This window comes from Stieleria marina (genome assembly GCA_007741555.1).
GTDB lineage: Bacteria > Planctomycetota > Planctomycetia > Pirellulales > Pirellulaceae > K23-9.
In genome coordinates this window covers 4,249,661-4,264,150 of the sequence record CP036526.1, presented here as the reverse complement: position 1 = coordinate 4,264,150, position 14,490 = coordinate 4,249,661, and the positions used below count along the sequence as shown (strand labels likewise).

At 55.8% G+C, this 14,490-nt stretch carries 9 protein-coding genes; 5 read left to right on the top strand and 4 right to left on the bottom strand.

Features of this window, described 5'->3' with window-relative positions; all coding sequences use genetic code 11:
• Nucleotides 1-268: 268 nt before the first annotated feature.
• Nucleotides 269-1,336 carry a hypothetical protein gene (locus K239x_RS15275; RefSeq protein WP_145419122.1) on the bottom strand — a complete coding sequence of 356 codons (1,068 nt, stop codon included), beginning with the start codon at nt 1,334-1,336 and terminating at the stop codon, nt 269-271.
• A gap of 402 nt (nt 1,337-1,738) precedes the next feature.
• Between K239x_RS15275 and K239x_RS15270 the strand changes: the two genes are divergently transcribed.
• The 4 genes from K239x_RS15270 (at nt 1,739) to K239x_RS15260 (ending at nt 6,005) form a co-directional block, all read left to right on the top strand.
• Entirely contained in the window at nt 1,739-2,935 is a 1,197-nt protein-coding gene (locus K239x_RS15270; protein ID WP_145419121.1) for a hypothetical protein, read from the top strand.
• Nucleotides 2,932-4,587, top strand: coding sequence for an ABC transporter permease (locus K239x_RS15265; protein WP_145419120.1), 1,656 nt, complete (start codon nt 2,932-2,934; stop codon nt 4,585-4,587). Before K239x_RS15270 ends, K239x_RS15265 begins: the two co-directional genes overlap by 4 nt.
• A 145-nt stretch (nt 4,588-4,732) precedes the next feature.
• On the top strand, nt 4,733-4,906 hold the full coding sequence (locus K239x_RS28685; RefSeq protein WP_419188988.1) for a hypothetical protein: 174 nt from the start codon (nt 4,733-4,735) through the stop codon (nt 4,904-4,906).
• Nucleotides 4,907-5,021: 115 nt separating this feature from the next.
• Entirely contained in the window at nt 5,022-6,005 is a 984-nt protein-coding gene (locus tag K239x_RS15260) for a CvpA family protein (protein ID WP_145419119.1), read from the top strand.
• Between the two features lie 228 nt (nt 6,006-6,233).
• On the opposite strand, the gene K239x_RS15255 is transcribed toward K239x_RS15260, so the two are convergent.
• The 3 genes from K239x_RS15255 to K239x_RS15245 form a co-directional block, all read right to left on the bottom strand.
• A complete protein-coding gene (locus K239x_RS15255; protein ID WP_145419118.1) occupies nt 6,234-8,741 on the bottom strand; it encodes a hypothetical protein in 2,508 nt (835 codons plus the stop codon).
• A gap of 201 nt (nt 8,742-8,942) precedes the next feature.
• Entirely contained in the window at nt 8,943-9,470 is a 528-nt protein-coding gene (locus K239x_RS15250) for a hypothetical protein (protein ID WP_145419117.1), read from the bottom strand.
• A gap of 140 nt (nt 9,471-9,610) precedes the next feature.
• Entirely contained in the window at nt 9,611-11,260 is a 1,650-nt protein-coding gene (locus K239x_RS15245; protein WP_145419116.1) for a putative transporter, read from the bottom strand.
• A gap of 485 nt (nt 11,261-11,745) precedes the next feature.
• On the opposite strand from K239x_RS15245, the gene K239x_RS15240 reads away from it, so the two are divergent.
• Nucleotides 11,746-14,316, top strand: a complete 2,571-nt coding sequence (locus tag K239x_RS15240) for a TolC family protein (protein ID WP_145419115.1) — start codon at nt 11,746-11,748, stop codon at nt 14,314-14,316.
• Nucleotides 14,317-14,490: the final 174 nt, after the last annotated feature.

Here is a 14,490-nt window from a genome sequence, read left to right as displayed (position 1 = left end):
GGATGTGCACCAAAAAAACACTAGGTCACGTTTTCCTTCTGCGGGGGGAGTCGAGAGGGGGGATCGAAAAAAACGTCGCACAGAGAGCCTGAATATCCACGCAGTGAGTAAAAAAGAGCCGTGCAGAGAGCAAAATCCGCCGCGCGGAAGCTGCTGCGGTCGTCGTCGGAAGCAAGGCCGAAAGCAAGAATGCGCTCTGCTGCGAATGCATCAGAATCAACGCGACCGGGCCGATGCCGCGGAATCGTGCTGGGGTGCTGCGTCGCGGCTACGCGAAGTAGTGCAGGTTGGATTTGCCGTCCAGCTGAATGCGTTTGAGAGTCTGGCGGACAATGTCGGCACTATTGTCGCCGTCGACCAACAACAAATCGATGTAGGCCATTTCGGTGCCAAAGGCGCCGCCAAGCGTTCGGCCGCTTTGTTCTTTTTCTAACGCTTCGTCCAAGGCGTCTTCGATGTTGCCACGAACATCGCTCTGCTGGCCTTCGGGAAAGACATCGCCATCGATCGATAGATATGCCAAACGAGCGCCGGTGCCTTCCAACGGATCTTCGGGCAACTTGCCCTGATGATGAATGTACTTGCCGATCACATTGGGGATCACGCTGGTGCCGACAATCGTATCGCCTCGTGGTCCTTCGCGTTGTTCTTCGATTCGGTACAAGGTAAACGTTTCTAGGGGAGGCAGCTTTTCCCACTTGTGGTAGCGGTTGACCTGTTCGATGAACTCCGGCAATTGAACCAGTGGCCGCGTTTCGACTCCTTCGTCGATGGGTTGGATCTTGATTTCGCCCAGCCAATTCTGAGTCCCGAATTCACCCAGGGCTTCATCGAGCAACAGGAACAAAATTTGATAGTGGTGTTCTTGCGGAACGATCGCCAACGCCGGGTGCCATGCCACGATGTCAATCAGTTGTTCTTCGTCATCGACGTCGGTCTGGATTAAGAATGTCTCGGAATCAACTTGCTCCTGATCCGTGACGGCGATCGCCATCGATTTCAAATCATCGACGCTACAGCTCTGGCGGGAACCGTAGAACGTCCAGCCGGGAATTTCTTTGGCGCGAGATTGCCAGTACTGGGCCAGCAACTGCTTGGGCAGCACCCCTTCGCCGGAAAGCGTAAACGAATGCCCGCCGTTTTCGCCGGGACCGAACACCCAGCTCATTGCCGGCAGATGGATTTCCATGAAATCGACGGTTTCATTGGTCAGCGATTCGCACTGGCCGCTTTCGATGGTTTCGTAAAAACGCTGAGCGACCTGTTCGTACCAATCCCAGAATTCCGTGACGCCCTCTTTGAAGGTGTGTTTCGCGACGTTGGGTTGATCGACCACTCGGCTGACTCCGGGATACAAATCCGTTACAAAAAAACTGCTCTATTGCACCATCCACGAGATCGCCGATACTCCCCGCGAGCCATCAGCGTCAATATATTTGCCGTCTTGCGATGGATGGCGCCCCGTTAGCGTATCAAAGTCGCCTCTGATGTTTAACCGCCAAACGCATCGGATCACGGCCGCGTTTGTCCGCCCTTGTTACTCGTGTTGCAATTTATGAGCCGATTTATCAAACGCAAAGTCGGAATCGCTTTTTGGCTGCTCGCAATTCTGGGGGCGGCGTTCGCACTGAAATCCAGCTCGCTCTCCCGCGATACGCATGCAAACGATAGCCCTGCGCCTCGATCGAAAACGTCGTCGCTGATCAGTTTTTGGAGGGGCCCGGCGGAGCGAGTTACCGTGGCCGATCGCTCTCGGGGAGCCGAAATCAACGATCCAATCTTTTACCAGGATGATGCAGGCGTTTGGCGACAAGTCGGATACGTCAGCGGACGAATCAGCGATAAGTCGGATGAAAGGGCAAGCGGCGACGGATCGACCCCAAAGGCCCCTAACCTTGGCGATCGTGGACTTGGTTCCGGCTCCGGGGCTCAGGTTCAGCTGACGTGGTATTCACACTCAGTCCCAATCGATGAATGTGATTTGTACCAGTACCGTAGCAGTGGCAGTTTGGAAGAAGTCGTCACGACGATGCTGCCCCCAGAGAAACGAGCGCGAATCCAAGAACGCATTGCGTCGGCGATGTCACAGCACGGCGACGATTTGTCGGCGGCGTTTGTTCCGCTGGTCCAGCAGAGTATCAAGCGATCGATGCCGGTGATCGAAGAAGAGTTTCGAGTCGCGGTCGAAAACCACCGAGCCGAGATCGATGCGTTGGCCGAACGATTGAACGACGAGATTGTATCGGATCGGCTGATTCCGCTTGCCAAGCGAGAAATCATGCCGATCGTTCGCAAGCATGGGCAACCGCCCGCGGAAGAGATCGGGCGTGAGATTTGGAACCGCGCATCGTTGTGGCGGTTTGGATGGCGAGCGGTTTACGACAAGACGCCTCTGCCGCAGAAAGGATTGGTCCAGGAGGAATGGAAGCGATTCGTGCAGAACGAAGCGGTGCCGGTTATCGAAGCGAAAATGGACGACATCGTCACCGCGATCCAAAGGATTTTGGCCGATGTGGCAACTAACCGGGCGGTACGACGCGAAATGGGAAAAGTGGCGGACGATCTGGCCAGCGATCCAGCCGCGCGAGCACTGGTCCGGCAGATCTTGAAAGAAACGTTGGTCGAAAACGAACGGCTACGCGCGGTTTGGAGCGAGGTGTGGTCCAGTGAAGAAGCAAGCGATGCGATTGATTTGGCAGGGGACCGATTGGAACCGGTCGTGCGTTTGATTGGGGATGATTTGTTCGGCAACGAAGAGACGGGCATCGATCCGGATTTTGCACGAGTGCTGCGAAGTCAGATCCTTCGCAAAGACCGGCGCTGGATCGTGGCGTGGCACACCGGCCAACCATCCCGTGGCGAAATCAAATCCGCCAGCAAGCGTATGCCGTACCCCATTGTCTACATGGCAACGCAGGAGCAGTCCGCCGAATGAACGATTCAATTAACGCCGAAGACGATCGCCATCAGAGCGGCGAACAAACCGCAGGAGACGGCGTGCCGACGCGTCCGTTGTGTTTGCACGAATTGCATGTCCAAGCAGGCGATCGTGTGTTGCTGAGCGACACATCGGTGACGATTCCGGCCGCCAAGATTACGGTTATCGTCGGTGGCAGTGGTGCAGGAAAATCCGTGCTGCTGCGAGTATTGGCAGGGCTGTTGCCGCACGACGGCGACGTGATTTCTTGGCGAGGGCAGATTGGTGCGCCGGAGAATATCGATGCGACCAAAGCGTCGGGGCGAGGGGCGATGGATCAGACGCAGCGAGTCGGAATTGTGTTTCAACAGTTTGCATTGTTCGACGAATTGTCGCCCACCGCAAATGTGCAATTTGCAATTGATCACCGAACCAATCGACGCAAACGACCGCTGCAGTCGGCAAAGGCTTGGTTGGACGAATTGGGCGTGCCGGCGCGAACACCCATCGCAGGTTTAAGCGGCGGACAAAAGCAGCGGCTTGCGATCGCGCGAACCTTGGCGGCCGATCCCGACGTGATTCTGTATGACGAACCGACTTCGGGCTTGGATGCAGCCAGTGGCCGCAAAGTGGCGGAATTGATTCGTCAAACTCAGACCAATCACAGTCGCACCAGCATCGTGGTGACACATGACTACGAAACTCTGCTGCCGATCGCCGACGAAGTTTTGCTGCTTGATTCCGCGGCGCGGCAGCTGGTCAGTATTCCTGAATCGCAGTGGGACCAAATCGCGGACCGGATGGAATCGGTCGCTTTAGAACCCAAAGAACCCAGCGACCAAACGGTCGGCAGCCAGATTCGCTCGTCAGTCAGCCGCACGGTCGATCAGTTTTTGACCAATACCGGAGGCGCTTTGGTGGCGGCCGCAAAATTGCCCATCGATGCCTTGCCGATTGTGCCACGGATCCGTTGGGGCACGCGGTTTTTGATGCACTACCTGCGGTTGGTAGGTGGCCCGTCGGCTTGGTTCTATTTGGTGCTGGCGGGGCTGATCGTTGGATTTACGGGGACGTATTTCACGTTTCGATTTTTGCCATTTCGGTTGTATACCCAGCCACTATTGATCGACGAACTATTGTCGTCGATTGGGTTTGCGCTCTATCGGATTTTGGTGCCAGTTTTGGCGACCGTGCTGATTGCCGCGCGTTGTGGTGCCGCAGTCGCCGCCGATGTCGGAGTGAAGCGTTATGGCGGTCAAGTCGATGCACTGAAGACGTTGGGCGTGCGGCCGCAAGCGTATTTGTTGGTGCCAATCGTGTTGGCGTTTTTGATCGCGACGCCGATGCTGGAGTGGTTGGCGTTCTCGGCGGCCAAGGCGATCAGTCTGGTGACGTTCACGCTGAGCCACGACGAGATCGGGCCGCATTTTTGGCAGCAGCATTTTTACCGCAATCTGATCCAATCCGACTCCAGGCTATTCGACGGATGGGGTTGGGTGATGCTGAAGAATCTGGTGTGCGGTGTGGGAACGGCCGCCATCGGTTATTATCGTGGGATCGCACCGAAGCAATCTGCCAGCGATGTCAGCCACGCGATCACGTCGACCGTGCTCTGGACAACTTTGTATGTCCTGGTCGTCCATTTTGTGGTGGCGTTGCTGGAGTTTTGATGAAGTCGTTGCCTGCGTTTTGCCAAAGTTCCTACGTTTTGCTAAAGGCCTACGTTTTGCGGAATGTCTGCCGTTTGGATGGCGGGCTGCGGAGAGGTGCGGCGGGTAATGGCAGTTAGAAATTTTCCTTTACGAGAAAGCACGAATGGACAAGAAGCAGAAAAAGCGTCTGGAAGTCATCAACAAGAAGCTGCAAACCATGCGACCAAGGCTGGCGGGTGCCCGTGAGCAGGCGGACGATTTGGACGAAATCAAGCAGCTGGAGGATGAAATCGGCAAATTGGAGGCCGAGGCCAAGGAAATCAAAGCGTCCAAGTAGCGATTATTCGGGCGTCTCGTGGAAAAACCGTGAGCTAGATTTCAGCTAAACCACGCGCAAGTGCGCGCCTTTCGTTTCGCTGAATCCGCTTTCTACGCCTACCCATCGCCTTCCTATGACGAACTTTGACGACTCCCTGGAATCGACATACTTTGAACCTCCACGGATGAGTTGGTCGGCTTGGTTGTTGTTGGTTGCGTCAGCGGCTGGAGCGATTGGGTACAGCGTTTACCTGAGCGACTACGTGGTCGCGGCAACGGTGGGCGTGGTGTTGATCACGGCGATGATGGGTTACCGAATGGGGCTTAGCCGGGTAGTTGCTTCGCTGGGTGCACTGACGGTCGCCTTCATGTACGCGCCACAGTTAGGGATCACCTACGAAAACCACTTCTTTGAGTGGTTTGGCACCACAGGCTTGCTGAACCGGATCATCGCGATTTCTGCGATCGGGTTTGGCATCGCAATGTTGGCAACAATCGTTCTGTCGATGATCACGACTCGAATCCTGCGTTCACGGCCGCGACTGGCGCGATTGAACTGCTGGTTGGGATTCACGGTGGGTGCCGCCGAAGGAGGCTTGGCAGTCCTATTGTTCTTAGGGGGTCTGCTGATGGTCGAACCCATGCAGTTGCAATTGGCCAACGCCGATGCCGCCGCGGGTGATTCAGCGCGTCCGGTCGCGTCTCAGCAGATGACGGAAGTCATATTAAAGGTCGCTGATCAGACCCACTCGAGTCGACTGGGACCGGTGATCGAAGAGAACAATCCGTTCGAAAAATTTGAGCCGCTGAAACGGTTCGACGAAATTCAAAAGAGCGTTCGGGTTTTGAGTGATCCCCAGAAAATCAACGATCTACTTCATCACCCCGCGATCAACAATCTACAAGAGCGACCCGAGATCAAAGAGGCTGTCGCGAACTTGATGGACGATCCCGAGATTCGCGAAGTGTTGCAAAGCGGTGCTTCGATGGACCGCAACACGGCGGTGCAATTGCTAAGCCATCCCGCCGTCTTGGAGTTGATCGACCGTCCAGGTTTCTTAGAAGAAGCCGGCAAAATCATTCGCGAATCAGCAGCCGACGTCAAAATCCAGATTTAGAGCCAACGTACAAGGCCATTCCGTAAAACGTCGGTGTCCAAGGCCGTTAGCCGCAGCAGTCAGCCGCTGGCGCTAGCCACGGGCATTTGTCGAGCGTTGATTGCCTGGGCCAGGATGGGACTCATATGCGATCGGGAGACGTTGGTGCGGCGGTACTGCATTCGGGTGCACTTGAAAATGCCCGTGGCTAGCGCCAGCGGCTGACTGAAATTTTACTCCGTGCTGGCATCATGGAATCTCTCGCTCCTCCAGTTCCTCTCTTTCCTTTAGTTCGTCGGCCAACTTCAGCAGCCGTTTGCGTGCTTCCTTGCGCACTCGCGTAAGGTGCTCTTTCAAGTCGCTTGATAGATCCGGTTCGTAGGTCTCCGCTGAAAGGATCTGGACGTCGACGCTTGGGAGTTGTTGACGCAAACTTTCGATCGCCTTTTCGTCGGCAAACTCGTGTTCGTCATCGACGACCTCTAGCGTTTTAAGCTTTGGCAGAGTCGCAAGATCCGCGATCGTTTGTGGATCGGGACGGCAAAAGATGCGGATCGATTTCAGGGCTTTGCAGACTTCCAGGCCTGTGGTTGCCATCACCGCTCGATCTTGCGATTGCATCTGCAGATGTTCAAGCTGGGGCATGCTGCGAAGGAAAGCCAGGTCGCTGACAAAGTGGTTGCGACTGAGGTAGAGCTGTTTCAAATTGACAAGCTTTGCCAGATCGCTCACGTCAGTTTCGGGGAACGCCTCGAAGCCGCATATGCCCTTCGCATCCAAACGGAGCGTCTCGGTCGCGATCAAATCGACAGAGTTTTGCCGCACCAAGTCGAGATCCGGCAACCAGAGCCGAGTGATTTTGCCATTTTTGTTCTCTCCGTAACTCCAGTGGAAGTTCTGGCAGTGTTCCGCAAAAGAACCTGGCGGATCGTCAATCCAATCGCTGATGGGTGATTCGTGTTTGACAAAGGCAAGATCCCAGAATGACCGAGCATCACCCAGCGTCAAATACACCGTTGGGATGTCGCTGTTCAGATTCAACCGCAGCAGTCGTTCTGGGCTCGCGTTGGAACCTTGGAGATGAATGCCACTGATCGATTGCTGCTGAGCTGCTTCCAAAATGCGGAGGCCGATTTTCGTCGTAGCTTCACTGGTCTCGTAAATCAAAAACTTGCACGCTTGGTTGTGCCGAACGATCGCGTCCCAGTCCTCTTCGTTGCAGGGCGAATAGATCACCACATCATTCAAACCCGCTGGAACGTAAGCATCCAGGAAATTCGCTAGCCCGCCAATACGACGATTCCCGAAGGTTTGGATTTTCGGCAAGCTAGTCGGTTGGTGGTCGTTTTGACCGGGGAGTCGAACGGACTGAACACCGAGTGTTGGAATCTTGACGGCGATGTCAGCGAATTGCGCTGAAGTGCATTCGCCCCCGACTAACGTCAGATCGCCCCCGTGGGTTCGCAGCGGTTTGGTGTCGACGAACGGTTGAAGGTTGTCGATTATTAACCAAGCAGAAATGATGGGCTGGTGCCGAAAAAGCTTTTGCAAACAATCCGCATCACGCTGATCACGGATTCGGACTTGCAGCAATGCGCTGGAGTAATAATCGACCAGTCTGGCCGATCCACCGGTTGCGCGTTGGAACTCACGCGATCGTTTGGCAAAATCGATCCACTTTGGCTTGGCAAAAAAATCGTCGTCATCCAGCAGTGCCATTGTGCAGATTCGCAGGTCATAGCGATAAATTGTCCAGCCAGCGAACGCGAACACCGGAATCACTAGCAGCCACGACCAAATCGAAATCCACCGTCGCGGTTCGGCAGCATTCCCTGGTCGCTGTTTCAGTCCCATGCCGGTGATGACTGCCAGCAAAAATAGAAAGGGCGAGATGCAGATGGCAAAGAAGAAACCGGACGACTCAGTTTGCGTGTTCCAAAAGTTGCTGACAAAAACAATGCCACCGATCAGGCCAACCAGAACGATGGCGATCCGTTTGGTTCGTGGCCAACGCGGCGTCGAAGCGAATTGAACGAAGATGTAGAAGACGACTAGCCAACCAAACCCGGCTGTGAGAATTAGCGATGCCGAAGTGAGGAAGGAGGCGGATTGCATGTGCGGATCAAAAATGTTGCGTAAGACGGTCGCCGGCAACATGATCGCCACAAAGGCAATCATCAGTCGGGTACGGTGTCGATTCAAGAACGAAGCGATTGCCGACAGGGCGTCCGTGAACACGATCGCTTTGGAATGCGATTTGACCAGAGCGAATTGAGCAAGCAGTAGTGCCAACAAGATGGCCGCGCCGATAGCGGCTAGCTGGCAGTAGGCGATGACATAGTCGCTGCGGCTTCGGAGTTTGGATTCGCCGTAGTCCATCGATATCCACTGAGGCTGCTGCATGTCCAGCCATCTGCCTGAAAAGACGTAGATCAAAATGGCGACGGCAAGCGTGAACCCAAGCAGGATCCAGGCGACTCGCGGCGTCTTGCTGCTTATCGCCGTCGCGCCAATGCCCAGTCCAATCGCAAGTGATCCGATTGCGAGCGGCATGGAAAGATCAAGCGGGTCCGTACGCCGGTCATTCAAGTGCAAGAAAAGCGAACAGACGAACGCGATGCCCCAAAGCAGTAAGGTCGTCAGCACCCAGGCGTCCAGCGGTGCAGGATGCAGAAAGCGAAAGAAGGAGCGTCTCTTGCCAATGGACCGCTGTTGGGAATCAGTTGGAACAATCGTCGCTGTTTGATCGGCATTCATCGGGGGACTTTTGGGTTGTCCTGTCAGGCCCGAGCAGGATGTGGTGCAGCGGTGGTGACTGTTCGTTTGCTGGGCAGCGTGGCGAGGCAACGAATTTGGCCACCGAAATGTGACAGCGAAATGAGACAGCGAAATGAGACAGCGAGCTACAGTGAAGTTCCCGCCATATCGCACCCGGCAAAGTTTGGTTGCCACGACCAGTTATTGCATCACCGCGTTGTGGACCAGCGTGTCGAGTGCTTGTTCAGTTCGGCGACGCGTTGAACGGGCGATTATCGGCGACAAAAACAGCCACGGCGCGACCGGAGCTAGGGACGTCACGAAGGCAATCGCGATCCATCTCCAAACGCGTGCCCACGGAACGCCATTTCCGGCCCCGAGTTGCAGCCAAGCCATCAGGCCAGTGGCGACGGCAAAAAACAGCCCCAGCCCCAAACCGAGCATCGGTGGAAAGCGTTTGACGAAACGAACCATTCGGTCCACGCCACCCAGTTCGGCGTCCAGTTTCAGGCGACCGTCCGTCGCGTTCAGATGGACTTTTGTGGCGCCGAGCAGGGGATTCTGTCTGGAACTGTTCAGGCCGGGACCTGTGACGGTCGCGGTGTCGTCACTCTTGTGTTCGATTCGGAATCCGCAGTTCGTCAGTGTTGTCAACGCGTGCGCGATCGCTTCCGTTTCGCGACGGGAGCTTTCCGCGAACGTGGAATAGCGAGTCGATGAGTGGGGCATGGTCGAACGCTCGTTTGCTTGCGTGATGATCCATCCAGCGGGGACCATCATTGTAACGAGTGCAGTGGGGCGAAGCGGTGACCAGCGCCAGGGAATCACATCCGGCCAAAACGGATCATTTCAGTTGCCGCAGCGATGCACTAGCTCAGTAGCAAGTACACCAGGATTTGTGCGGCGACGATTCGCAGGATCATCGTCAGTGGGTACACGGCTGCGTAGGCGGTCGCACTGGTTTGCGAATCGGAAAGCGAATTGGCAAACGCCAACGCAGGCGGATCGGTCATGCTGCCGGCAAAGACACCACACAGGGTCAGGTAGTTTAGATTGAAAGCCTTTCTCGCGACGATGCCGACCGTCAATAGCGGCAGCATGGCGATCACGATTCCCGCAAGCACCCATTTCATTCCGTCCAGGGTGAACACGATGGAAAAGAAGGTTTCTCCCGCGCCCAGCCCGGCACTGGCAAGGAACAACAAGATCCCCAGTTCGCGTAGTGCCAAGTTGGCGGAATAGGGGATGTACCAAATCAATCCGCCCAGGTGGCCGACCAAGCTGAAGAGGATGGCGGCGATCAGTGGTCCACCGGCCAATCCTAGTTTGACGGGGAAGGGAAGACCGGGGAGTGCGATGGGAATCATGCCAACGGCGACGCCAACAGCGACACCGAAAAACAGCGACGCAAACTGAGTTTCGTCGAGACTTTTGAGCGAGTTGCCCATGACCTTGCTGACTCGTTCGACGCCGTCTTTGTCGCCGACGATGTGAGTGATGTCACCGTACTGAAAACGCATCGATCCGCGCGGAGTCATTTCGACGCCCGATCGCATGACGCGTGTCACGGTGGTGCTGTAGATTTTGTCCAACGACAGTTCCCGCAGCGAGTGGTTTAACACGGACGGTTCGGTGACGACCACTCGGCGGTAAACGACATCGCCGGGCGTCTCCATCAAATCAACATCACTTTGGCGTCCTACCAGCGGTTCGAATCTCGCCAATTCTTGGGGCGTTCCGACCACTTGCACGATGTCGCCGACCTGCATCGTGGTTTCTTCGGTGGCGTGTTGGACTTCGGTTTGCTCGTGCCGCTGAATCCGAGAAATTCGCACGCCGGTTTCATCAACGCCTGGCAGGCTGCCGAACGCGATCGAACCGATGCGGTCATTGGTAACCAGCAGGCTACGGCGTTCTAAAGGGTCGTTTTTGGTCCCCGATGCTTGCTCCGCTTTTTCGGCTTCCGCATCGACGTCGACTTTGAATAGTCGTCGCAGCAAGAGCATCGACGTAATGATGCCCAAGATGCCGCCGGGGTAGGCGACGGCATAGGCCGATGCGAGCGTGTCGACCGAGATTTCTGAATCGGGTGCCAGACTGGCGGCAGCTTGTTGGGCCGCACCGAGCGCCGGCGTATTGGTGGTGGCTCCGCAAAACAGACCGGGGCCGCTGCCAGGGGCCAGTCCAATCAAGTAGTCAAATCCGACGACCAGGGCGCCGCCCATCGCCACGATCGCGACGGCCAGACCGTTTAGCAAAAAGCCCTGTGCTTTCCAAAGCCGGATGATGCCGGGGCCCAGTTGTAGCCCGATTGTGAAAACGAACAGCACCAGCCCAAATTCTTTGGCAAAGTGTGCGATTTCGTGATCAACGGTCATCCCGAAGTGGCCAAATACGATGCCGGCGAACAAAACGCCTGCGGATCCGAGCCCGATGCCACGCAAGCGAATCCTTCCAAAGGAAAGCCCGAGGAAAGCTACGGCGGAAAAGACAATCAGGGAGTGCGCGACGGAGGACAAGAGGCTTCTCTGGCAAAGGGTTTCGGGCGGACGACGTTCTCTGTCATCGACCGATTGTGGCAAAGCAAATCGCGATGACGAGGTGGATATCCGAAGTCCGTTAACATTGGCACGGATCGCAACCTAAACGCGATGTTGCGGAGGACTGGCAGTGGGGTTGGTCAGATTCGCACACTTCTCGGATGCGGTATCAGTGGGTGGCAGCGCACGGGGCACGTCGCGGGTGGGGGGCACGCCGCGTCCGCTGAATCTCAAACTGCTGTCGCATGCGATCTGGTTCGCCATGCAATCAGCCGCGCCGAGTGCAAACGTGATCAGGCGTGTGCCGACTCAAGTTCTTGCTCTGACGGGGATTAGGCCCGCAAACGCCAAACAATCCTCATAACTGGACCTTCGATGGACGATAAATGCATTGCGTATGGGAAGCTGCGCAAGAGTATTTGCTGTCAAAATGTCGCTATTGCTGAGTGAATCGCGGATCGCACATGAAGAAGCGAAGGTTGACGATCGGAATCGCTGCGACGGTACTCATGGTCAGTGCCGAGGGTTGCTCGCGTCACTATTTTCGCAAAGACGCGGACCAGGAAGTCGATTGCGTGATCGCGGAAAAAGGCGGTCACTTGGACCACGGTTCGATCTATGCGCGAGCCGATTCGCGAATGGCGGACCCCAACGCGGTGGACTGTCCGCCGATGCCGCCCGACGATGCACGCTCGCATCGATTGATGGTTTGTGTCGACGGCAAAAAAGGCTATCCCCACTGGAACCAAAATGGACGTCTCGGCAGCGTTGAACCGGCCCTGTGGATGCAGTCTTTGCCGGGAGCCGACGAAGGCAAGATCAAGCTGGACTTGCGAGATGCCATGCAAGTGGCGCGGTTGCACTCGCGTCAGTATCAGAACAATCTCGAAACGCTGTACCTTTCCGCTTTAGACGTCACGTTCGAGCGATTTCGGTTTGACCATCAGTTCTTTGCCGGCAGCGATTTTGGCCAAGACTTTCGCGGTCGCGATGCCGGTCAGCTTTCGCAATCCGCGTTGAACTCGGGAGTCGGGTTCAACAAACTGACGGCGACCGGCGGCGAGATGGTCGTCGGGCTAGCCAATTCGTTGGTCTGGGATTCATGGGGCAGCGGCAGTGATGCACTGACATCGACCCTGAACTTTTCATTGGTCCAACCGCTGTTGCGACTTGGCGGCCGTGCTCGAGTGTTGGAACAGTTAACCCAAACCGAACGAAACTTGCTGGCCAATGTGCGTCAGATGCAGCAGTTCCGGCAAGGGTTCTACGTCGACATTATCACGGGCCGAAACTCAGGAAGCGGTCCGTCGCTGGCCAACAATGTCGGGCAAAATGGCTTGGGCGTGATCGCGGGTTTTCCCAGTGGCCGTAACGGAGCGGCGAGTGCATCGGGTTACTTGGGACTGCTGCAGGACCAGCAGCAAATTCGCAACCAAGATGCAAACATCGCCGCGCTGCGAGACAGTTTGGCGCAATTGGAAGCTCAGTTTGCCGCGAACCGAATTGCCAATCGATTGCAAGTCGACCAAGCGCGTCAGGCGTTGCTAAACGCACAGAGTAGCCAGCTGGCATCGAAGGCAGCTTACGAAAGCCGCGTTGATGATTTCAAAATTGAGCTGGGATTGCCGCCCGATTTGCCGCTGGAGATTGCCGATTCATTGTTGGACCGATTCGTTTTGATCCACCCGGATCTCAGCGCGATGCAAAACGAACTGGCCGACATCCTGCTGGAAGCACGCCAGGGCGCCGAAGAGCCGACGCAGGAATTGATCGATCGCACCAAATCGCGGATTGGCGAGTTGTCGGAGCGATTGGAAGAAAGGATCGCGGCCGCCGATGCTGACTTGGAAAAGCTAGATGACAAACTTCCGGGCCGTCGCAAAGCGATCGCTCTAGTCGGCGCGCGGATTCGTAGCACTGGCGCCGATGTCGATCCAAGAGTGTATGACGAAAAAGGGTTGATGAAGCGAATCGACTTCCTGAGTATGCGACTTCCGCAGATCAAAGCCGACATCGCAAAGACGGCGGAACTGAGTCAATCGCTTGGAAAGAGCTCTGATCAGGTGGCCGAAAAAGAAGACTCGAAGAACAAAAGTGAAGACGGCAAAGACGGCGGATTGTCCGAAAGCATCGACAGTACCATTGATCTGGCGGCGACACTGTCGGATTTACTTTTAGAGTTGTCGTTGGTGCATGCCGAGATTCGGCTGCAAGGAATCAGTTTGCCGCCGGTCAGTATTACGGCGCCCGAAGCAGTCGATGTTGCTCGGCTGAATCGTCTGGACTGGATGAACGCTCGCGCCAATTTGGTCGACTCGTGGCGTAAGATCGAATTCTTTGCCAACGACCTGAAGAGCAACTTGGATGTCGTCGTCGATGGTCAAATCGGCACCCCAGCGGGACGCGTCACTGATTTCGAAACCGACAACAGTCGCCTTCGTTTGGGAATCGAATTTGATTCGCCGACGGCCCGGTTGGCCGAACGTAATCGTTATCGTGAATCGTTGATCGATTACCAGCGATCGCGGCGCGACTACATGCTGTTCGAGGATCGCGTGACGCAGAGTTTGCGAAACACTTTGCGAATCATCGAACTCAGCCAGATCAACTTGGAAGTTCGACGGACGGCGGTGCAAGTCGCGATCTCGCAGGTTGACTTGGCACGGCTTCGACTGAACCCACCCGTGCGTGTCGGCCAACAAGCCAAGGCGTCGCCCACGTCCGCGCGTGACCTTGTGTCGGCTTTGACGGATTTGCTGGACGCCCAAAATGATTTGTTGAACGTCTGGGTCAGCTATGAAGTGCTGCGAGTGCTGTTGGATTTTGAGATGGGCACCATGGAACTGGACCCGACGGGAGTGTGGATCGATACCGGCGAAGTGCAAGCAGAAAATACGCCCGGATTGCCGAATGGCGAAGCTTACGGCGACGGACTTCCGGTCGATCCGGCTGGACCATTGGGAATAAATTCGCCACTGAAGCTAGCTGATCCGAACACTCTGGATGAGTTGGGAATGATCGACGAAGACAGATAACTGGTCGCGGAGCCGTAAATCTGCCGAGAATTCAACTTCTGGACGCTTTGAAACAATGCAAAAATGTAACCTTCGAGTTACCCTGCCCGCCTGAGCTTCGATGCTGACAGACGTTCAGCAATCGACTATACTTAGACGACCCACCCGCCGGGATCACACACTGTCCCACCTTCA

Bases quoted from the DNA above. Each gene is read 5' to 3' on its own strand.
- K239x_RS15265 (WP_145419120.1), top strand. From the start codon at position 2,932: ATGAACGATTCAATTAACGCCGAAGACGATCGCCATCAGAGCGGCGAA.
- K239x_RS28685 (WP_419188988.1), top strand. From the start codon at position 4,733: ATGGACAAGAAGCAGAAAAAGCGTCTGGAAGTCATCAACAAGAAGCTG.
- K239x_RS15260 (WP_145419119.1), top strand. From the start codon at position 5,022: ATGACGAACTTTGACGACTCCCTGGAATCGACATACTTTGAACCTCCA.
- K239x_RS15255 (WP_145419118.1), bottom strand. From the start codon at position 8,741: ATGAATGCCGATCAAACAGCGACGATTGTTCCAACTGATTCCCAACAG.
- K239x_RS15250 (WP_145419117.1), bottom strand. From the start codon at position 9,470: ATGCCCCACTCATCGACTCGCTATTCCACGTTCGCGGAAAGCTCCCGT.
- K239x_RS15240 (WP_145419115.1), top strand. From the start codon at position 11,746: ATGAAGAAGCGAAGGTTGACGATCGGAATCGCTGCGACGGTACTCATG.